Origin of the sequence: Streptomyces himalayensis subsp. himalayensis, assembly GCF_013778455.1 — a bacterium.
Classification (GTDB): domain Bacteria; phylum Actinomycetota; class Actinomycetes; order Streptomycetales; family Streptomycetaceae; genus Streptomyces; species Streptomyces himalayensis.
In genome coordinates this window covers 296,675-315,942 of sequence record NZ_JACEHE010000008.1, presented here as the reverse complement: position 1 = coordinate 315,942, position 19,268 = coordinate 296,675, and the positions used below count along the sequence as shown (strand labels likewise).

18 protein-coding genes are annotated in these 19,268 nt (G+C 69.5%); 7 read left to right on the top strand and 11 right to left on the bottom strand.

Translation table 11 applies throughout. The features are described from left to right. Positions 1–76: 76 nt before the first annotated feature. A complete protein-coding gene (locus H1D24_RS16435) occupies positions 77–619 on the top strand; it encodes a GNAT family N-acetyltransferase (RefSeq protein ID WP_181658293.1) in 543 nt (180 codons plus the stop codon). 46 nt (positions 620–665) lie between these two features. Here H1D24_RS16435 and H1D24_RS16430 read toward each other — a convergent pair whose 3' ends face one another. The 10 genes from H1D24_RS16430 to H1D24_RS16385 form a co-directional block, all read right to left on the bottom strand. Then, the gene (locus H1D24_RS16430) at positions 666–1,433 is read right to left on the bottom strand and encodes a calcium-binding protein (protein ID WP_181658292.1); all 768 of its coding nucleotides are present in this window, start codon (positions 1,431–1,433) and stop codon (positions 666–668) included. 207 nt (positions 1,434–1,640) lie between these two features. Next, positions 1,641–3,005, bottom strand: coding sequence for a type IV secretory system conjugative DNA transfer family protein (locus H1D24_RS16425; protein WP_181658324.1), 1,365 nt, complete (start codon positions 3,003–3,005; stop codon positions 1,641–1,643). A 118-nt stretch (positions 3,006–3,123) separates the two neighbouring features. After that, on the bottom strand, positions 3,124–4,536 hold the full coding sequence (locus tag H1D24_RS16420; protein WP_181658291.1) for an ATP-binding protein: 1,413 nt from the start codon (positions 4,534–4,536) through the stop codon (positions 3,124–3,126). Positions 4,537–4,546: 10 nt separating this feature from the next. After that, complete coding sequence (locus H1D24_RS16415; RefSeq protein WP_181658290.1) at positions 4,547–6,106, bottom strand: SCO6880 family protein; 1,560 nt, start codon at positions 6,104–6,106, stop codon at positions 4,547–4,549. Continuing rightward, positions 6,103–7,446, bottom strand: coding sequence for a hypothetical protein (locus H1D24_RS16410; RefSeq protein ID WP_181658289.1), 1,344 nt, complete (start codon positions 7,444–7,446; stop codon positions 6,103–6,105). Before H1D24_RS16410 ends, H1D24_RS16415 begins: the two co-directional genes overlap by 4 nt. Next, the gene (locus tag H1D24_RS16405) at positions 7,436–8,293 is read right to left on the bottom strand and encodes a DUF8175 domain-containg protein (RefSeq protein ID WP_181658288.1); all 858 of its coding nucleotides are present in this window, start codon (positions 8,291–8,293) and stop codon (positions 7,436–7,438) included. The genes H1D24_RS16410 and H1D24_RS16405 overlap by 11 nt, the downstream gene beginning before the upstream one ends. Positions 8,294–8,540: 247 nt before the next feature. After that, entirely contained in the window at positions 8,541–8,849 is a 309-nt protein-coding gene (locus H1D24_RS16400) for a DUF8827 family protein (protein WP_030689133.1), read from the bottom strand. A gap of 431 nt (positions 8,850–9,280) precedes the next feature. After that, on the bottom strand, positions 9,281–9,511 hold the full coding sequence (locus H1D24_RS16395) for a DUF397 domain-containing protein (protein WP_181658287.1): 231 nt from the start codon (positions 9,509–9,511) through the stop codon (positions 9,281–9,283). Continuing rightward, positions 9,504–9,698 (bottom strand): DUF397 domain-containing protein, encoded by a 195-nt coding sequence (locus H1D24_RS16390; protein WP_181658286.1) that lies wholly within the window; start codon positions 9,696–9,698, stop codon positions 9,504–9,506. Before H1D24_RS16390 ends, H1D24_RS16395 begins: the two co-directional genes overlap by 8 nt. 10 nt (positions 9,699–9,708) lie before the next feature. Then, positions 9,709–10,557: a helix-turn-helix domain-containing protein gene (locus H1D24_RS16385; protein WP_181658285.1), complete on the bottom strand. Its 849-nt coding sequence runs from the start codon at positions 10,555–10,557 to the stop codon at positions 9,709–9,711. A 206-nt stretch (positions 10,558–10,763) separates the two neighbouring features. On the opposite strand from H1D24_RS16385, the gene H1D24_RS16380 reads away from it, so the two are divergent. The 6 genes from H1D24_RS16380 to H1D24_RS16355 all read left to right on the top strand — a co-directional run bounded on the left by H1D24_RS16380 (position 10,764) and on the right by H1D24_RS16355 (position 17,599). Next, on the top strand, positions 10,764–11,312 hold the full coding sequence (locus H1D24_RS16380) for an ATP-binding protein (RefSeq protein ID WP_181658284.1): 549 nt from the start codon (positions 10,764–10,766) through the stop codon (positions 11,310–11,312). 158 nt (positions 11,313–11,470) lie between these two features. Then, on the top strand, positions 11,471–12,106 hold the full coding sequence (locus H1D24_RS16375) for a Uma2 family endonuclease (protein ID WP_181658283.1): 636 nt from the start codon (positions 11,471–11,473) through the stop codon (positions 12,104–12,106). A 60-nt stretch (positions 12,107–12,166) separates the two neighbouring features. After that, positions 12,167–13,195 (top strand): bifunctional lytic transglycosylase/C40 family peptidase, encoded by a 1,029-nt coding sequence (locus H1D24_RS16370; RefSeq protein ID WP_181658282.1) that lies wholly within the window; start codon positions 12,167–12,169, stop codon positions 13,193–13,195. Between the two features lie 221 nt (positions 13,196–13,416). Further along, the gene (locus H1D24_RS16365; RefSeq protein WP_181658281.1) at positions 13,417–14,151 is read left to right on the top strand and encodes a phosphatase PAP2 family protein; all 735 of its coding nucleotides are present in this window, start codon (positions 13,417–13,419) and stop codon (positions 14,149–14,151) included. A 484-nt stretch (positions 14,152–14,635) separates the two neighbouring features. Then, positions 14,636–16,045, top strand: a complete 1,410-nt coding sequence (locus H1D24_RS16360; RefSeq protein ID WP_258564100.1) for an FG-GAP-like repeat-containing protein — start codon at positions 14,636–14,638, stop codon at positions 16,043–16,045. A 69-nt stretch (positions 16,046–16,114) separates the two neighbouring features. Further along, a complete protein-coding gene (locus tag H1D24_RS16355; protein WP_181658279.1) occupies positions 16,115–17,599 on the top strand; it encodes an FG-GAP-like repeat-containing protein in 1,485 nt (494 codons plus the stop codon). Positions 17,600–17,644: 45 nt separating this feature from the next. Here H1D24_RS16355 and H1D24_RS16350 read toward each other — a convergent pair whose 3' ends face one another. Continuing rightward, positions 17,645–19,222: an FAD-binding oxidoreductase gene (locus tag H1D24_RS16350; protein WP_181658278.1), complete on the bottom strand. Its 1,578-nt coding sequence runs from the start codon at positions 19,220–19,222 to the stop codon at positions 17,645–17,647. Between the last annotated feature and the right edge of the window lie 46 nt (positions 19,223–19,268).

The following is a 19,268-nucleotide window of genomic DNA, read 5'->3' as shown; positions in this document are numbered from 1 at the left end:
TGTTTCTGGCCTGCCTGCATTGCACGGACTTCTTATTGCCTTGCAAGGGGCGAGTCACCTCGCCGACCATCAGGGCATGAGGCCTGTCATTCGATCCATACGTCCTGATGAGTGGCCCGCGGCCAAGGAGCTGCGGCTCGCTGCTCTCCAGGACCCTGCCGCGCCCGTTGCCTTCCTTGAGACGTACGAGCACGCGGCCGCCAAGGCTGATTCCTTTTGGCGGGAGCGGACAGCCGGCGTCGCCCAGGGAGCCACGGAGGCTCAGCAGTTCATTGCCGAGGCGCCGGACGGGCAGTGGATCGGCACGGTGGTCGTGCTGCTCGAAGAGGCCGGGACGGAGGCGTTCGGGGGTGTGGTCGAGCGGCGGCAGTGCCATCTGGTGGGTGTCTTCGTACGGCCCGAGTACCGGGGAAGCGGCATGAGCGACGCCCTCTTCGAAGCTGCGTTGGAGTGGGCCTGGAGCACGGGGGTCGAGCAGGTGCGGTTGTTCGTTCACGAACGGAATGCTCGTGCCGAGGGGTTCTACCGGAAGGCTGGTTTCATGCCGACGGGTAAGACCGTGCCGGTGCCGGGGGATCCGTCCGCGGCTGAGCTGGAGTTCGTGATCAAGCGGCCTTAGGTCCTGTCCCAGGGAGCTTTGCAGGACAGGACCTCACGGGGTGGCCCTACTTCAGGGCGACGCCGTCACCGTAGGCGGTCACCGTGCTCGTGGTGCTCGAGCCGGCGAACTTCCAGCGCCAGGTGCCGGCGGAGTTCGCGGTGACCGTGGTCTTGAGCTTGCCGCTGCTGTCGGTGGTCACGGTCTTGACCGTGGTGTACGTCGAGGAGCCGGACTTCTTGAACTGCAGCGCGACGGACCGGCTGCCGTAGCCGGCGTAGACGTTGGTGTCCCAGTTGGCCCGGGTGAGCGTCCCGGTCACGGTGAGTGTGCCGCCCTTGGCGACCGGTTCGGGCGAGGCCTGGGTGTTCGCCAGCTTGGCGTAGCGCTTCACCTTGACCGGTGCGCTGTCCTCGAGGTCGTAGAAGTCGCCGTCGTTGGCCACGGCCTCGGCGGTGAAGTGCCAGGTGCCGGCCGAACTGTTCTTGAGGTCGTAGTAGTCCGTACGGTCGGCGTCCAGGGTGAACTTGAAGACGCACTTCCTTGTCGTCGACGTGGGCCGGGTGCAGTCGGCGGAGCCGGCGTGGATGATCCGGTCGTCGGAGCTGACCAGCTTGGCGCCGTAGATGTCCTTGATCCCGGATCCGTCCTTGGCGGTGGCCGTGACGGTCAGCGTCTGCGCTGCACTGACACCGACGTTGACGGTCTTCTTGCTGAAGAGCAGTTCGGTGAAGACGGTGTCGCCCTTGCTGGTGTCCGCCTGGGCGGCGGGCGTCAGGAACGAGAGCAGCGCCAGGGTGCCAGCGGTGGCGGCCGCGGCTGTACGAATACGCATGTTTCTCCACGAGCGTGAGTCCGGATCTCGGTCCGGGCGCGTAGGAGACCCCCAGCGCCCGCGATTGGTTGTACGGCACGTGTACGGCGCCTGTACGGGGCGAACTGGCACGGTCGTGTGCCGTCGTCGCCGCATGCCCGGTTTATGGAGTACGTCCGTGTGCTTCCGGCGCTTGTGCTTCGCTCTCGGGCCTGTTTCGCCGTGTGGCTAGACCGGCAGTTCGTGGTGCGGCCACCTGGTGCGGGCCTGTTCGCGGGAGCGGAGGAGCGCCAGGGTGGGCAGGCCCTGGGACGGTCCCGTTGTCAGGAGGTCCGGCAGCTGGGGCAGGGGGGCCACCGCGGCGATGTCGTCCAGGACCAGGGTGAGTGGTGGGTCGAGCCGACCGGAGGATGACCGTTCGGCCATGCGCCGGCCGTGCTCGACCACGCTTGAGGTCAGGGCGGTGAGGAGCGGCATCGCTCCCGGATTCGTCTTCGGATCCTCGATCGATTCACCCACCACGTAAAGCGTGCCCCCTTCGTTTGTGAAGGAATCCAAGGCAAGGGCATCAGTTCGGTTTGGGGTGCAGGACTCGCGGACGTTGACCGTGAAGAGGGCGGAGAGGGCTCTGGCCGTCAATTCCTGGGCGATGTCCCGGCGTTCTGGGTGCGAGGTCAGGGCTGCCTCCAGTTCGCCCGCTGCGCCCGGTGCCGATTTGGGGTTCGTACGCAGTGTCCGTACGGCCTCCTGGACCTGGGAGCCCTGCGCCCAGCGGTGCACCTGCCGGAACTGGCGGCCGTCCACGGAGGCGGCGTGCAGGTAGCTGCGCAGTAGCGTTTCCGCGGTGTCTGCGACCGCTGCGTCGAGTTTTGAGGCGGGGCGGATCGGGGCAAGCAGGGCGGCTGCGCGTTGGGCCGCGATTGTTTTGTTCTCGCAGCCGGTGCTGGGGGACCAGTGGAGGCGGGCTGGGGTGTCGCACAGGTGCGAGGGGTCGTAGAGCAGGACGGGACCGAGCTTCGCTCGGGCGTCCTTTGTTTCTGCCCAGAGGGCGGGGTTCGAGGTGACGATCAGGGCTGCGCCCTCGGCGTCTCTTACCGCCTGGGCGGCGGGGCCGTGTCTCGTTTCGGCGGGGCCGAACAGTAGGGGGCCCTGGGGGGTGGGTGGCTGTGGTGCCGGTGCCGGTGCCGGTGCCGGTGCCGGTGCCGGTGCGGGTGCGGGTTCCGGTGCGGGTTCCGCTGTGCCCACCCGTTCCGCCCCAGCGGAACGACTGCCCACAGCGGCAGCGGCAACGCGGCCCGCCTTCCAGCGCGCCACCGCCCCCATCACCGCCACCGTCACCACCACCAGCACCATCAGTTGGCCGATCAGCAGGCCCCAGAACAGGCCGTAGCCGGACAGCTGTTGCGGCGGTGTGTCCGGCCAGGCGCCCGTTACGTCGTGCGGCTGGGCGATCAGGTGGCGCATCGCCAAGGGGGTGTGGGTGACCGTCACCTTGCTGGGCCAGGAGCCGTGGGCGAAGAAGGCCGCGAGGCCCGTCGCCGACCACACCAGCAGCGTCATGCCCAGGAGGAAGACGAGGACCCCTATCAGCAGGCCGTCGGGGACACCGCGTTCCTCCGGCCGGCCGCCCCGGCCCTCCCAGCGGTCCCGACCCTCCGGGCCCTCCCAGTCCTCCCGGCCTCTGCCGCCGTACTTCTGTCCTGCCCCCACGTCACGCCACCGTGGAGTCGTTCATCTGTTTCATCTGCTGCTCCATGAACGCGGCCCGCTCCTCCGCCTCCAGTTCGGCTGCGCGCAGGGCGTCGTCGTCCGGCACGTCGGCGGACGACTCGGTCATCGCGCGGTCCGTGAAGACCAGCGGGCGTTCCATCTCCGTGACCAGGTGTTTGACGACCTGGACGTTGCCGTTGACGTCCCAGACCGCGATGCCCGGCGAGAGGGTCGGGATGATCTCCACCGCCCAGCGCGGCAGGCCCAGCACGCGGCCCGTCGCCCTCGCCTCGTCCGCCTTCTGGGCGTAGACCGTCCTCGTCGACGCCATCTTCAGGATCGCCGCCGCCTCCTTGGCGGCCGCGCCGTCCACCACGTCGCTCAGGTGGTGCACGACCGCCACGAACGACAGGCCGAGCCGCCGCCCGAACTTCAGCAGCCGCTGGAACAGCTGGGCCACGAAGGGCGAGGCGATGATGTGCCAGGCCTCCTCGACGAGGAAGATGCGCTTCTTTCGGTCCGGCCGGATCCAGGTGTGTTCCAGCCACACACCCACGATCGCCATCAGGATCGGCATGGCGATCGAGTTGCGGTCGATGTGGGACAGGTCGAAGACGATCAGCGGGGCGTCGAGGTCGATCCCGACCGTCGTCGGGCCGTCGAACATTCCCCGCAGGTCGCCGTCCACCAGCCGGTCCAGTACCAGGGCCACGTCCAGGCCCCATGCCCGTACGTCGTCTATGGCGACGTTCATCGCCTCCGCCGACTCCGGCTCGGGGTGGCGGAGCTGCTCGACGATGTCCGTCAGGACGGGTTGCCGCTCGACGATCGTCTCGTTGACGTACGCGTGCGCGACCTTGAGCGCGAAGCCGGACCGCTCGTCGAGCCCATGCCCCATCGCGACCTCGATGATCGTCCTGAGCAGGGCCAGCTGCCCGGTGGTCGTGATCGACGGGTCCAGCGGGTTCAGGCGGATTCCGGTGTCCAGGGCCGCCATGGGGTCGAGCCGGATGGGAGTTATCCCCAGCTCCTGGGCGATGAGGTTCCATTCGCCCACGCCGTCCTCGCCCTGCGCGTCCAGCACCACGACCTGCCGGTCGCGGAACCTCAGCTGCCGAAGCACATACGTCTTCTCCAGCGCGGACTTGCCGTTGCCCGACTCGCCGAGCACCAGCCAGTGCGGGGCCGGCAGCTGCTGCCCGTACAGCTGGAAGGGGTCGTAGATGTAGCCCTTGCCCGAGTAGACCTCGCGGCCGATGATCACGCCGGAGTCGCCGAGGCCGGGTGCGGCCGTCGGCAGGTAGACCGCCTGGGCCTGACCGGTCGACGTACGGACGGGCAGCCGGGTCGTCTCGACCTTCCCGAAGAGGAAGGACGTGAAGGCTTCGGTGAGGACGGACAGCGGATCCCGCATCAGTTCAGCCCTACCTTCGGATACCGGTCGCGAACGGGAGCGTGTTGACGAAGGCCCTGTGGTGCTCGCGGTCGCACCACTCCAGCTTCAGATACGACTTCCCGGCCGAGGCCCGGATGGTCCGCTTGTCGCGCGCCAGAGCCTCCGGCGTGCGGGCGGACACGGTGATGTAGCCGACGAGGTTGACGCCCGCGGCGCCGCTCGCCAGGTCTTCGCCGCGCTGGTCGAGGCGGGAGTGGGCGGCGATGTCGCGCGGGTCCACGGTCCGGTTCATCTTGGCGGCGCGGCTGGCCTCCGCCTCGTCGTTGGTCTTCTCGGTCAGCATCCGCTCGATGGCCACCTCGGTGGGCTCCAGGTCCATCGTGACGGCCACGGTCCGGATCACGTCCGGGGTGTGGACGAGCAGCGGGGCCAGGAAGTTGACGCCCACCGGCGTCATCGGCCACTCCTTCACCCACGCCGTGGCATGGCACCAGGGCGCGCGGCTCGCCGACTCCCGCGTCTTGGCCTGCAGATACGTCGCCTCCATCGCGTCCAGCTCGGCCGGCCAGGCATTGCGTTGCGTCATCGCCTGGATGTGGTCGATCGGATGGTCCGGGTCGTACATGGAGTGGATGAGCGAGGCGAGCCGGCCCTGGCCGAGCGGCTGGCGCACCCGGATGTCGGCCTCCTGGAGCCGCGAGCAGATGTCCGTCAGCTCGCGCGCCATGACCACCGCGAGTCCGGCGTCCCGGTCGAGCTTCCTGCCGCCCCCCGGACGGGCGGCGCGCGCCATGGCCTGCGCCTCGGCGGCGAGCTCCCGGGTGTAGTGCATACAGGCCACCAGATACGCCCGGTGCTGCTCGCTGCTCGTCGACACCATGGACTGCAACTGGTCGTACGACGCCTGCAGCCAGCCCGGCGCCCGGTCGTCGCCGCGCACCGCGACGTCCTTGGCGTGCGCGTCCGGGTCGGCGGGGAGCGTACGGGCCAGCATCTGGAGCCGCGTGACGAAGCCGTCGCCGTTCGCGACGTGCTTCAGCAGCGTCCCGAACCGATCGACCAGCGCCTCCTGGTCCTCGCTGTCCCGCAGCCCCACGCCCGGGCCCTCGATCTCGATGGCCGCCGTGACCGTACGCCGGTCGGCGTGCAGCAGTACGGCGATCTCGTCAGGCCCGAAGGGCGCGGCCAGCCAGGAGATGCGGCCGATCCCTGGAGGCGGCCCGACCTCGACCTCCCGGCCGTCCAGCCGGATGCCGGCCTCCATGGCCCCCGACCGGTAGGCGGTGCCCTGTCGCAGAGTGCGCTTGTAACTGCGGTTGATCTCGAACCACTTGTAGAACGTGCGCCGCCTGTACGGGACGTAGACGGCGGCGAGCGCCAGCAGCGGGAAGCCCAGCAGCAGCACGATCCGCATGCTGAGGACCGGGACCAGCAGTCCGCACATCATCCCGAGGAAGGCCCCCGCGATGATCAGCGCGATCTCGCCCGTCTCACGGTTCCGGCCGACGATCGCGTTCGGCCGGGCGCGGCCGATCAGATATGTACGGCGGGGCGTGACCGGATGGGACAGATGGGACTCGGTCGTCAACGCCCTTCACCTCCCGTGCGGTTGGTACGTCCGGCGCTGCTCGGGGCAGCTCCGGCGGTGCGGGCGTTGCTCGCGTGCGGCGTGTTGACGGGGCTGGTACGGGGCGGGGGTGCGGCGGAGGGGACAGATCCGCCGCCGCCCGTACCGGTGGCCGCCCCACGCGTGCCGTGTGCGGCCACCCCTCCACTCGCCGGGTTCGCGGGGCGCGACTGGTTGCCGCCGCCGTCGTCCGCCCGGCCGCGGGCGCTGTGGGTCTTGATGCCCTGGGACACAAGGGCGGCAGGGGAGCTGATGACAGCGGCCGCCTTGTTCTCGGCACCTCGCATGATGCGGTTGTTGCGGGAGTTCGCGATCTCGTCGCCGAAGCCCGGTACGAACCGGTAGATCATCGCGCTCGCGAAGATGGCGAGCAGGATGATGGCAAGGCCCGACACGACCGCCGAGAACGCGTTCGGCCCGTCTTCCGCGGAGAGCGCCCCGGCCAGGCCCAACACGATGACGATCACCGGTTTGACGAGGATGACGGCGATCATGATGCCCGCCCAGCGGCGGACGTGCCCCCACAGGTTCTTGTCCACGAGCCCCGCGTACACGACGGTCCCGAGCAGCGCCCCCACGTACAGCAGCGCGGCCCGCAGGACCAGCTCCAGCCAGAGGACTCCGGCCGCCAGGATCGACACGAGGGACACGACGATCAGCATGATCGGTCCGCCGCCGATGTCCTCGCCCTTCTCCAGCGCGCCGGAGAACGTTCCGAAGAACGTGTCCGTCTGGTCGCCGGTCGCCTTGGCCAGTACGTCCGTGACGCCATCGGTCGCCGATACGACCGTGTAGAGGATCAACGGCGTGAAGGCCGAGGCCAGGACGGTGAGCCAGAGGAACCCGATGGCCTCACCGATCGCGGTCGCGAGCGGCACGCCCCGGACGGCCCGCTTGGCCACGGCCAGCAGCCAGAGCAGCAGGGTCAGGACGGTCGAGGCCGCGAAGACGACGGCGTACTGCTGGAGGAACGTCGGGTTCGTGAAGTCGACCTCGGCGGTCTCCTTGACGGCGTCGGACAGCTTCTCGACGGTCCAGGATGCGGCGTCGGCACAGCCCTTTGCGAGGGAGGAGAGGGGGTCGAGGGTGGAGGTGAGGGGGTCGGATGTGGAGCCGCTGCCTCCCCCTGAGCCGCCGTCTCGTTCGCAGTAGTCCCTGGCAGGACCGTGGATGAGGTCGCAAGGATCGTCGCTGGGCGAGGGGGTGGGAGCCGCGAACGCCTGGGTTGCCAGCAGGACAGCGGTCGCCTGGACGGCCCCGACAGCGGCGGTGAGCTTGAGTACGTGGCGACTAACGGGCATACGTGAACCCTCCGTACTCCTCGACGGCTTTCGCCATGTCGTCGGCGCTGGACGCCCGCTCGTCGCCTGGGACAGGCGTTGGGCCATCCTTCTGTGAGTGCGTGACGATCTTCCAGTCGCCGTCCTTCCACTCCAGCTTCATGCTGATCGTGAACCAGCTGTTGGTCACTGGGTTCGTGGAATTCTCTCCGGCTAGCCCCAGAAGGCCACTGCACCAGACATCGACCGATGCCTTGTCTGTGGACGAGGTGATGACCTTGGTGCCGATCGGACTCGTCCGGGAGACGAAGGTGTAGCCCCGGGGCGTTGAGCCGTCTGCGTTCAGCCCGACGTTCTTGTTGAAGTCGGCGCTGTACGCCTTGTCCAGCGTCTCCTCGAAGTCGGCAACCCGTGACGGCGTGATGACTGTCTGGAGGATCGCGTCCCGCTTGGACTTGTTGAACATGCCGTCCGACCCCAGCGCCACCGCATAATTCGCCGCCGCCGACTGCGCCCCCTCCCGATCCCGCCCAAACCCCGAAGGAATCCCCCCGTCCTTGGCGCTGACCGGCCGCTCCCCGGATGCCGCCGTAGGCGCTGCGTCCGCTCTCTCCCCGCTCCCCGCAGAGGAGTCGCCCCCGTCTTCGCCACGGTTCGCGAAAGCGATCGCTGCGATCAGGAGGACCACCACGCCGACCACCGTGACCAGGCTCCGCGATGAGGAGCGGCCGGGGCGTCGCGCGCCGCCGTAGATGTCGCCACGCCGCTCGGGGAGCCGGGTCCGGGTCTGGCCCGAGCCGCCGAAGTCGTCGTCCGTGCGTCCGGAGCGTCCGAAGTCGTCGTAATGGTGCTCGTCGCCGAGACTCATGCCGCGTAAGCCCCCTCAAGCTCGTGCTGAACCGCGTAGTACGACGGTAGCCGTGCTGGTTGCCGCGCGGACGCGGTGTGGTGACTCGACATCAGGGATGCCTGGGACATCGGGGACATCAGGGAAACGCAACCTCAGCCGGTGGGCGCGACGGACGGGTGGGCTAGGAGGACGGAGCCGGGCGCTCCCGGACGACTGACGGAGCGTTGGGGGCCGCGGTGCCGGTCGGGTCCGGCCGCGGCCGCAGCTAGACGGCCATGCCGTACACGATGGTGAAGAGCGTGCCGAGCGATCCGATGATGAAGACGCCGGTCAGACCCGCGATGATGAGCCCTTTGCCCTGTTCCGCGCTGAAGGTGTCGCGGAGGGCCGTGGCGCCGATTCTCTGCTTGGCAGCGCCCCAGATCGCGATGCCGAGGCAGAGCAGGATGGCGACCGCCATCACGACCTCGATCATCACCCGCGCTTCGTTGCCCAGGCTCCCGAAGGGCCCCCAGTCCGGAGCGATCCCGCCGATGATGGTGGTGATGTCGCCCTTTTCGGCTGCCATAAGCATGTAACTCACCGCCCCTAATGGGTTGTTCCGCACCCTCTGCCATGCGCGCAGAGGTCAGCCCTCATTCTTGCCGACGATGGCGCTGTCGGTTGTCGACTTGGCGCCATTGATTGGCGGGTTTCGTACGGATCCTCGGCTGCCGGCCCGTGACGGCCCCTCGTGGGGGCGTGGGGCGGTATACGAAGGTACGTATGGTCACTCTGTGTATCACGAGGGGTGACCTCGGGCAATGATGGCCAGGCGTGGCACCTCATCACAGCCTGGCGCCCCCGGGGCGTCCAGGGGCGCAAGGAGGCAGGGCGGAGTGGGCTGCGCGGGGGCAGGGCGGAGTGGGCTGCGCGGGGGCACGGCGGAGTGGGCCGCGCGGGCGCCCGGCGGTACGGCGTAGCCCAGGCCGAGCCAGTGAGATTGTCAGCCGAGACGGGGGGCCGTCAATCGTTCAGGGCGTCCTCCACAAAGTGGTCGAACTCGCCTGCCTGGACCCCGAGTACGAACGCGTCCCACTTCTTCTGGGTCGTCGTCACGACGTTGTCCGGGTCGCTGGTCTCCCGGATGTAGACCGCGTCGTCCTCGCCGAAGGCGATCTCGATCCAGGGGCCGGGGCCGACGGCGTCCTCCGGGGCGGCCCGCACCCATTCGAGGTTCGGGGGGATCTCAGCCACGGGTTCGGTTCTCCTTCAGCTTGAGGGTGTGGACGAGGGCGCCGAAGGCGCGGGGGGTGGCCGCGAGTATGGATCGGCTCGGGTCGCTGCTTTCGGTTATATGGACCGTTCCTGCGCTTGCGGCGACGTGTACGCAGGAATTGCCCTGAGCGCAGTACGACGACTTCTGCCAAGTGAGCTTGGGCATCCTGGTTCCTTCACAGGTCTTGAATGACTTTGTGGATGAAGTCCCGCGACTCCTCGGGCGACAGTGCCGTGGCCTCCATGCGGTCGAGCAGGACGCGGTACTTGTCGAGCTGGGCTTCGGCGTCGAGAAAGACGGGGCCGTGGGACTGGTCGAGGTTGACGGTGTCCAGTTGCGGCACCGGGCCTTTGGAGTAGTAGATCGACTGTCCTGAGCCGGGGAAGGTTCCGGCGCTGAACGGGATGACGTGGATCGTGATGTGGTCCCGTTCGCTCATGTCCAGGAGGTGCTTGAGCTGCGCGCGGGTGATGGTGGGACCGCCGAACTGCATGCGCAGGGCTGCTTCGTGGACGATTGCCTGGTGCGGGGTGGGGGTCTCCCCGAACAGGACGGCCTGCCGCTTGATCCGGAACGACACCCGGTGCTCGATGTCCGGGGGTGAGAGCTCTGGTACGTCCTGGCGGAAGATCTCCCGGGCGTAGTCCGTGGTCTGGAAGAGGCCGGGGATGTGCACCGTGACGGCTGAGCGCAACAACGTGGAATGGTGCTCGACCTCGGCGAGGTCGAGGAGTGCGGCGGGAAGGATCTCCCGGTACTCCTCCCACCAGCCGCGCTTGCGGTTGGCGGCCATCTCGGCGAGAGCTGCGACGAGGGCCTTGTCCGAGCAGTCGTAGTGGCAGGCCAGCGTATGCACCCGCTCAGGGCTCACACCGAGCCGTCCGGATTCCATGTTGCTGATCTGGTTCTGCTGCTTGACGCCCAGAAGTTGACTGGCCTGGGTGGAGGTCAGGCCTGCGCGCTCTCGAAGTTTGCGCAGCTCTGTGCCCAGTCGGAGTTGACGACCCGTTGGGTTGGTCCTCATGGGCGAGCCCGCCCTCCTTGTTCTGGCTGGTCACCCACACGGGTGGCAGTACCGGACTTTTCGGCGAATCAGTTAAGAGCTTATCGCTGCGCGAGTACCTTCTTATTGGGCGCCCCGCCCAGAAGTACCCCGCTCGACGGAGCGGCTGTGGTCACTGGGCACTGAAACGCACGCATCCAACTCCCCTCGTCGATCGGAGACTTCCGATGTCAACCGTATCCCCGCCCTGGACCTACACCCTCGAACTTCCCCACGATCCCCGGGCCCCGGGCGTAGCCCGCACAACCCTCCGTGCCGTCCTGGCCGTTCACGGCCTCGCCGAGCTCACCGCCACCGCGGAGCTGCTCGCCGTCGAGCTGCTCACCAACGCGTACCGCCATACGCAAGGGCCGTGCGCGCTCCGGCTGCGCTCGGCCGAACCGGACCGGCTCAGGGTCGCCGTATGGGACTCGGACCCGACGATCCCGCCGGGGTTCGGCGGGCCGCCGGGCGCGCTCGGGGGCGTACCGCCCGAAGACGCCGAATGCGGCCGTGGCCTGCACCTCGTGCGGGCGTGCGCGGACGCCTGGGGCGCGTACGTGCTGGGCGACGCGGCGAATGCGTGCGGCGGGAAGCTGCTGTGGGCGGAGTGCGGCCGGGAGGCGGCTCGGCCGGGCGGTTCGAGGCGGGATGTCAGTGACGTCACTTACCGTAATGGCGTGTGCTCGGACCGCGAAAATGGGGGTCGGTTGTGGTCGAGGTCGAACGGCGGTTGAAGGCGCCTGCGTGCACGCGGACGCAGCGTGGGGCGCAGACCGTGGACGGGGCGCAGCAGTACGGTGGGGGCGACGCCGAGCGGGACACGGGTCCTCCCACCCGACCTGCTCGCGCAGCCGCAGAGGCGGCGGAGGCGGAGGAACGGAGGTCGCGAACCATGACCGTGCCACGCGGCTCCGGTATGTATCCGCGTCCCCGTCCGGGGAACCTGCGCGAGGTCGCCGAGAAGCTCGAGGAAGCGACGGGTCTGCGGGTGCAGATCGTGGGAGGAAAGCTCGTGATGTCCCCTACGCCGCGTGGAAAGCACGCGGGTGTGGTGGTACGGCTGCGCCGACAGCTCGGAGAGGCCCTGCCCGAAGGGCTGGCAGCGTACGAGATGTCCTCGATCGCATTGCCTGAGGACCCGGACGACTATGTCACGCCGGATCTGATCGTTCTGCCCACCGAGTGGGAGGACGACGACGACTGGCTCGCCGATCCCGTGGACGTGGCGCTTGCGGCGGAGGTGATCTCCGGTTCCGAGAAGTCCAGGGAGATCAGGGACAAGGCCGACTGGTACGCGGTCGCACGCGTCGCTGTCCTCCTGGTCATCGACCCTCGAAAGGGCACCTGGGCGCTGCACACCCGCCCGGACAACGGCAGTTATCAGGACGTGCTGCCCGGCAAGTTCGGGGAACCCGTGCCGCTGCCGCCGCCTCTCGGCTTCGAAGTCGAGACAGCACGCTTCCCGCTGTACGGGGCGCCGCCGCGTACTCCACGTCGCAAGGGCCGCACGGAGGACCAGGCCGAATAGGCCGAATAGCCGTGCTGGGGCAACGGTCATACCGGCGAGACGGCCTTGAACAGGGCGTGGATGGGGGAGAGTTGGGGGGTGCGCAAAGTCTGGGTGGCTTCGGGGATCGGGATCGGTCTGTGTCTGAGCTTCGTCGGGCTGCTTGTCGTCGGGACGTACATGGCCGCGGGGAGCATGGCGAGCGGGATCGGCGGCGGGGCCGTCGGGCTCGCCAAGGGTGCCGTGCCGGCCGCGTATCAGGCGCTGGTGCAGAAGTGGGGCAATCTCTGCCGGGCCATCAACCCGGCGCTGCTGGCCGCGCAGTTGTACCAGGAGAGCGGATTCAACCCGGAAGCGAAGAGCCCGGCCGACGCGCGCGGCATAGCGCAGTTCATCCCGGGCACGTGGGCCGCCCACGGCCTCGACGGGGACGGTGACGGCGACCGGGACATCTGGGACCCGGCGGACGCGATCCCTTCGGCGGCCTCGTACGACTGCAAGTTGGCCTCGTATGTGAAGGACGCGCCGGGCGACCCGACCGAGAACATGCTCGCGGCGTACAACGCGGGCGCGTATGCCGTGATCAAGTACGGAGGCGTGCCGCCGTACCGCGAGACGCAGAACTACGTGAAGACGATCACGACACTGCAGAAGAGCTTCGCGAGGCCCGTCGGGCGGGTCTCGCCCTCGCGGCAGGCGGCCGGGGCGATCTACTTCGCGCAGAAGAAGCTCGGGACGCCGTATCTGTGGGGCGGGGACGGGACGGCCGCCGAGGGCGGGCGCTTCGACTGCTCGGGGCTGACCAAGGCGGCGTACGAGACCGTGGGGATCGAGCTGCCCCGGGTCGCCAACGACCAGTACAACGCCGGACCGCATCCGTCGCGGGACGAGCTGCTGCCGGGAGACCTCGTGTTCTTTTCGGACGACCTGACCAATTCGCGGGCCATCCGGCACGTGGGAATCTATGTGGGCGGCGGGTACATGATCGACGCTCCACGACCGGGTGCGGTGATCCGCTTCGACCCGGTCGACACGCCGGACTACTTTGGTGCGACACGTGTCACGGAGGATGGCGCGAAGGCGCTGCCGACGCAGGCGCCGGAGGTGTGATCCAAGTCCCGGCTTGGCTGGAACTATCCGTCGGAACCGCCCCTGAGCTGCGGTGATGGGTCTCTCTTAGGTAACGTCTGCGTGATCATTCGGTGGAGGGCGGAACGTATGCGACGGGGCTGTGCGTTCCTGTTCCTGAAGCGGATCGACGACCACGGGGGTTGGTGGAGAGGCGTACGCAAGGGTGCGCCCGCAGGAAAGGACAAAGGGGCCGCGGCACGATGGCTGGACTCGCTACATCTGGGTCGAACCCCGACGTCAGCCTGCTGTACGACATCAACGGTCTGGCGGACGATGCCCCGGGCTGGTTCGACCGGACCATGGAATTCGTCGGTGAGTACGGGCTGATGCTCGGCATGGTGCTGCTGGTGCTGTGGTGCTGGTGGACCATGCGGAAGCGGGCCGCGACGCTCGACGACGCGGCCACGTCACTGGCCGCGATCGTCTGGGCGCCGCTGGCCGCCGGTATCGCCGTCCTCATCAACATCCCTATACGCGGGTTCGTCGAACGACCGCGGCCCTTCGTCGATCACGAAGGGCTCGAGGTCCTCATCGACGGCAAGACCGACTTCTCGTTCGTGAGTGATCACGCGACGCTCGCCATGGCGATGGGGGTCGCGCTCTTCGTGGCCAACCGGAAGTTCGGCATCGCCGGGATAGCACTGGCGGTGCTGGAGGGGTTCTGCCGGGTCTACATGGGGGTCCACTACCCGACGGACGTGATCGGCGGGTTCGCGCTTGGTACGGCGGTCGCGTTGCTGCTCTCGCCGGTGGCGATGGCGCTGCTCACGCCGGTGACGAAGGCTATGGCGCGGTCGGGGCGGGTCGGGTGGCTGGTGCGGGAGCGGGGGTCCCTGCGGGAGGCTGCGGGGACCCGTGAGGCGCAGTCGGAGTCGGGGACTGAGCCGGGGCCGGACGTGCGGGATGCCGCTTCCGAGCGGGATCTTGCGGCGTAGCCGCAGGGGCTTTGTCTTGGGCGCGCCACTCGGGTGCGCGCTCTCTGAGGTCCGAGCGCTGTCTGCGACTCAGCGCCAGGCCGGCTGCGGCGGCTGCCGCTGCTACGGCTGCGGAGGTCAGGGCCAGGGGGCCTGACTCGGGGTGGGGGGCGCCGTCCTGTTCCAGGGCGGCGGCGGTTGTTGCTGCCAGTGTCAGAGTCGCTGCTGCTGCCGCGGTGCCGGTCGCTATTCGGGCCGCTGTTATTCGAGGTTTCCTCGCGGAGTCCATGTACTCAGCGCACGACACTCGCCTGCGGCGGGCCAGCGGGGGCGCTCGCTCAGGGAGCCGTACGGGTTGGTCTTGGGGCCGTCCGGGGGACTGTTCGGGGTCACAGCGGGAGCATTAGCCGCGCGCGTTCACCCTGTGCTTTGTCGTGTACAACCCTTTGTTCACCTTGCGTGTCGTAGGTCACTGAAGCCTCGGTTCTCTGACGGGAGCATGACCTTGCGCATACGTACCCTCGCCGTTGCTGCGGCTGCTGCCCTTGCTGTTGCAGGGCTTGGTGCTCCCGGTGCCGGGGCGGCGCCCTCCGGGCTGTGGGACGACTTCAACGGCGACGGGTATCGCGATCTCGCCATCGGCACGCCCAAGGCGAGCGGTGGCACGGTCACCGTTCTCTTCGGCTCGGCCTCCGGGGTCAGCCCCGCCCGGTCGGTGAACGTCACTCAGAACACCCCGGGGGTTCCCGGGACCTCGGAGTCCGTCGACCAGTTCGGCGAGAACGTCACCAGCGGGGACGTCAACGGCGACGGCTACGCCGACCTGATCGTCGGCGCGCCCTACGAGGAGATCACGGGCAAGCCGAGGGGCGCGGTGACCATCGTCTGGGGCGGCGCGAACCCGTTCACGTCCGGCGGCTCCATGCTCACCGCCCCGAGCGCCGAGGCCTTCCAGTTCGGGACGGGCACCGCCTTCGCCGATCTCGACGGGGACGGCACCGGCAATCTGGTCGTCGTCGGGGCCGACACCTTCTGGTGGTACGCCGACGGGAAGCCCACCCAGGACGGGGCGCTGGCGCCGGAGGTGGGGTTCCTGCCCGAGGACGTACGCCTGGACGGCGTCGTCGCCGGGCACTTCTCCAGCACCGACGGCAGCGACTACGTCCTGTACGGCAGCCGCACGGACAGCGCCGCCGATTACGTGGGCCTGCTGCGCGGCGGGCCCGGCGACATCGGCTCCTCCTACTCGGTACTTGCCGAGGGCGGCGCGGGCGGCGCCGCCTGGGATCGGGCCGTCGCGGCCGGCGACATCAACGGCGACGGATACGACGACCTGGTCACCGGCAACACAAGGGTCGCCAAGGGCGGTTCGTTCACCGTGCGGTACGGCAAAGCGGCCGGACTGCCCGCCACGGGCACGACGTACACCCAGGCCAGCCCCGGTGTGCCGGGCACCGACGAGGACTACGACTCCTTCGGCGCCGCCGTCGCGGTGGGCGACGCGACCGGCGACGGCTACGCGGACATCGCGGTCGGCGCCTCGTACGAGGACGTGGACGGCCGTCGCAACGTCGGCAACATCGTGTTCCTCAAGGGCGGTTCCGGCGGAGTGACCACGAGCGGTGCCCAGTCCTTCCACCAGGCCACGCCGGGCGTGCCGGGCGCCGCCGAGGCCGGCGACCACTTCGGCTCCTCGCTGCGGCTGCGCGACATCAACGGCAACGGCAGGGCGGACCTGGCGGTCGGCGCGTTCGGCGAGGACGTACTGCCCGACGGATACGACGACGGGGCGGCCTGGGTGCTGCGCGGCACGACCTCGGGCCTGACGGCGTCGTACGCGACCGCCTTCAACGCGACGGACTTCGGCTATCCGGTCGTCGACGGCCGCAAGTTCGCCGATGTCTTCGCCCGCTGACCCACGGCGCCCGCTGACCCACGGCGGTTCACACCGACTGCTTCGAACGTCACAGGAGACGCGACAACGATGCGCAACAAGATCCTTTCTGCGGCGGTGGTCTGCGCGGCGACCCTGCTGGGCCTGACCGCGCCCACCGCCGCTCAGGCCACCGAGGCCGCCGTGCCGGGCGACTTCAACGGCGACGGCTACCCGGATCTGGCGGTGGGCGTGCCCTCCGCGCAGGTCGGTGACAAGGCCAAGGCCGGCTATGTGAGCGTCCTGTGGGGCGGTGCGTCCGGCCCGGGCAAGCACGGCTCCGTACGGATCACCCAGGCCACGAGCGGAGTGCCGGGAACCCCCGAGGCAGGTGACTTCTTCGGCTCGGCGGTCACCGCCGCGGACGTCGACGGCGACCGCTACGCCGACCTGGTCGTGGGCGCCGCCAGCGAGTCCCTCTCCTCCGACAAGTACGCCGAACACGGCACCGTAACGGTGCTGCGCGGCTCCGCCTCCGGCTTCACCAGCGGCGGCTACACGGTCGCGCGGGGTGAGAACGAGTTCTCCCGGATCGGCGCGATACTGGCCGCCGGGGACGTGACCGGTGATGGCCGCACCGACCTGGCGCTCAACCAGAACGGTGAGGAGCACGGCGGCGCGGTCCTGCGTCCCGGCCCGCTCACCGCGGACTCCCCGGACAGCCTGACCGCGGAGATCGCCGGGGCGGACTTCGGCGGCGTGAGCGCCCTGACCACCGGCGACTTCGACGGCGACGGCGACGACGACCTCGCGGTCTCGGTCAGTGCGATGGAGAACAGGTTCACCCGGATCTACCGCTGGCAGGACGGTGCCGCGGTGCACCTGTGGAGCACCACGGCCTCCGCCGCCTCCCTCGCCGCCGGCGACTTCGACGCGGACGGCACGGACGACCTGGCGCTCGGCTCCTGCTACCCCAACTACGAGGCCGACGCCCCGGACTGCGCGGACTACTCCACGGGCCGTGCCGAGGTCTTCAAGGGCGGTCTTGTGAAGGTGGCGTACGGCTCGAAGTCCGGCGGCTTCGGCGCCCGCACCCACGAGATCCACCAGGACACCCAGGGCATCGCCGGCACAGCCGAGTCCGAGGACCGCCTCGGCGCCGCGGTCGCCGCGGGCGACATCGACGGCGACGGGTACGCCGACCTCGCCATCGGCGACGCGTACGAGGCGGTCGGCTCGCAGCAGAACGCGGGCATGGTGACGCTGGTACGCGGCACCGCCACCGGCCTGCTGACCTCCGCCGGTACGGCGATGAGTCTCGGCTTCACCCAGAACAGCAGCGGCGTCCCGGGCACCGCGGAGTGGGGCGACCGGTTCGGCGCCTCGGTCCGCCTGCGGGACTACGATGGCGACGGTTACGCGGACCTCGCGGCGGGCGCTCCCGGCGAGAACTCCGCCAAGGGCGGCGTCTGGCTTCTCCCTGGCACCGCGCAGGGCCCGACGGCGACGGGCTCCAGGGCCCTGACGCCGAGGAGCCTGGGGCTGCCGTCGTCGACGAGCGCGCTGCAGTACGGGCTGGTGATCGGGCGCGGCTGAGCGCTCCGCTGGAAGCACGGTGATGAACCCGCGGGCCGGTGGGGGCTACAGCGCCTGGGGATACGTGAAGAACCTGTTCGGGTCGTACTTGGTCTTCAGCTGGGCGAGGCGGGGAGCCGCCTCGCCGTAGTACGCCTTGCGCCAGTTCATGAGGGTGGGGTCCGTGTAGTTCTGGTAGGCCGCTCCTGAGGCGTGGCGGGTCATGGAGCGGTGGGTCTCGGCGAGCCAGGAGCGGGCGGCCGTGCCCGAGGTGCCGGGGCGCCATGCCGCGATGTACTGCGCGAGCATCCGCGAGCGGCGGTGGACGAACGCGGTGGCCGTCGGGTCGACGCGGTTGACGGCGCCGCCGAGCGCGGTGAGGGCGATGCTGCCGGTGCCGCCGCTGACGGACCCGATCCGATTCAGCAGCGTCCGGACACCGGCCTCGGAGATCGACCGGTCGAAGAAGTCCGACGCTGCGGCGTACGTCTCGCGGCCGAGCGCGCCCTGCGGGCTCCGGCCGGGCGTGGAGCCGGGCAGGTGGCACATCGCGTCCTCCGGGTACGCGGAGCAGCCGGCGTAGACCTCCATCGACTCCTCGTACGACCGGCGCTTCAGTGAGACGTTGCTCGCCGGGGCGCCGATCGCGGAGGCCAGCCGGTCGACGGCGTTCTGCAGCTCGCCGTAGGTGCCGAGGGAGACTGCTCTGACGGAGACGGCCGGTGTGCCGCCCGCGGCGTTCTCGACATGGCAGGACGACCAGATCTCGTCGGGCTGGTCGGGACCCCATTCCTGCCATGCCGTCAGGACCGCTGCGGCCCGCGACCACGGCCAGGACATGTTGGCGGTCACGGCCTGGGGCGCCGGGTGCGTACGGAAGCGGAGCTCCGTGACGACGCCGAAGTTGCCGTTGCCCGCGCCGCGAAGGGCCCAGAAGAGGTCGCTGTTCTCCTTGTCGTTCGCGGTGAGTTGCCTGCCGTCGGCCGTGATCAGCGTGGCCTGGGTGAGGCTGTCGCAGGTCAGACCGTACGCACGCGAGACGACGCCGTGGCCGCCGCCGAGGGCGAGGCCCGAGACGCCGACGGTGGGGCAGGAGCCGGCGGGAATCGTCAGACCCTTCGCTGCGAGCGCGCGATAGACGTCGATGAGCTTGGCGCCGGCGCCGATGACGGCCTCGCCGCCGGAGGCCCGCACCGTGGAGAGCTTCGACACGTCGAGGATGAGGCGGCCGTCGCCCGAGGACCAGCCTGCGTAGGAGTGGCCGCCGTTGCGGATGGCGACGGGCACCTTGCGGGCGCGGGCGTAGGCGAGGACCGTGCGGATGTCGTCGGCGTGGGAGACGTAGGCGACGGCGGCGGGCTTCAGGGTGTCGAAGCGGGTGTTGTAGAGCTGGCGGGCCGTCGACCAGGCGGAGTCGCCCGGGCGGATGAGCGGGCCGTCGAGGTCCTCGGCGAGCGCCTTCCAGCCGGCGTCCGGGGGTCCGGCTGTCGCGGCGGCGGATGCGGTGGCGCCCGCGGTGCCCGTGGACCCCGTGGGCGCGGAGGCGGCGCCGTCGCTGCTGTCGCCGTTCACGCCGCTGCATGCCGTGGCGGTTCCTGCGGCCAGCGCGGCCGGCACCGCCGTGATGAACGTACGCCGCAGCATGAGCGCCCTCCCGTGGCTTCCCTTGGAACGAGACGGGGCTTGAGGC

What these genes read in the sequence shown, in the direction of transcription:
- H1D24_RS16410 (WP_181658289.1), bottom strand. Translation starts at nt 7,446, where the DNA reads ATGCCCGTTAGTCGCCACGTACTCAAGCTCACCGCCGCTGTCGGGGCC.
- H1D24_RS16430 (WP_181658292.1), bottom strand. Translation starts at nt 1,433, where the DNA reads ATGCGTATTCGTACAGCCGCGGCCGCCACCGCTGGCACCCTGGCGCTG.
- H1D24_RS16435 (WP_181658293.1), top strand. Translation starts at nt 77, where the DNA reads ATGAGGCCTGTCATTCGATCCATACGTCCTGATGAGTGGCCCGCGGCC.
- H1D24_RS16350 (WP_181658278.1), bottom strand. Translation starts at nt 19,222, where the DNA reads ATGCTGCGGCGTACGTTCATCACGGCGGTGCCGGCCGCGCTGGCCGCA.
- H1D24_RS16420 (WP_181658291.1), bottom strand. Translation starts at nt 4,536, where the DNA reads ATGCGGGATCCGCTGTCCGTCCTCACCGAAGCCTTCACGTCCTTCCTC.
- H1D24_RS16355 (WP_181658279.1), top strand. Translation starts at nt 16,115, where the DNA reads ATGCGCAACAAGATCCTTTCTGCGGCGGTGGTCTGCGCGGCGACCCTG.
- H1D24_RS16400 (WP_030689133.1), bottom strand. Translation starts at nt 8,849, where the DNA reads ATGCTTATGGCAGCCGAAAAGGGCGACATCACCACCATCATCGGCGGG.
- H1D24_RS16405 (WP_181658288.1), bottom strand. Translation starts at nt 8,293, where the DNA reads ATGAGTCTCGGCGACGAGCACCATTACGACGACTTCGGACGCTCCGGA.
- H1D24_RS16390 (WP_181658286.1), bottom strand. Translation starts at nt 9,698, where the DNA reads ATGCCCAAGCTCACTTGGCAGAAGTCGTCGTACTGCGCTCAGGGCAAT.
- H1D24_RS16380 (WP_181658284.1), top strand. Translation starts at nt 10,764, where the DNA reads ATGTCAACCGTATCCCCGCCCTGGACCTACACCCTCGAACTTCCCCAC.
- H1D24_RS16375 (WP_181658283.1), top strand. Translation starts at nt 11,471, where the DNA reads ATGACCGTGCCACGCGGCTCCGGTATGTATCCGCGTCCCCGTCCGGGG.
- H1D24_RS16370 (WP_181658282.1), top strand. Translation starts at nt 12,167, where the DNA reads ATGGGGGAGAGTTGGGGGGTGCGCAAAGTCTGGGTGGCTTCGGGGATC.
- H1D24_RS16385 (WP_181658285.1), bottom strand. Translation starts at nt 10,557, where the DNA reads ATGAGGACCAACCCAACGGGTCGTCAACTCCGACTGGGCACAGAGCTG.
- H1D24_RS16365 (WP_181658281.1), top strand. Translation starts at nt 13,417, where the DNA reads ATGGCTGGACTCGCTACATCTGGGTCGAACCCCGACGTCAGCCTGCTG.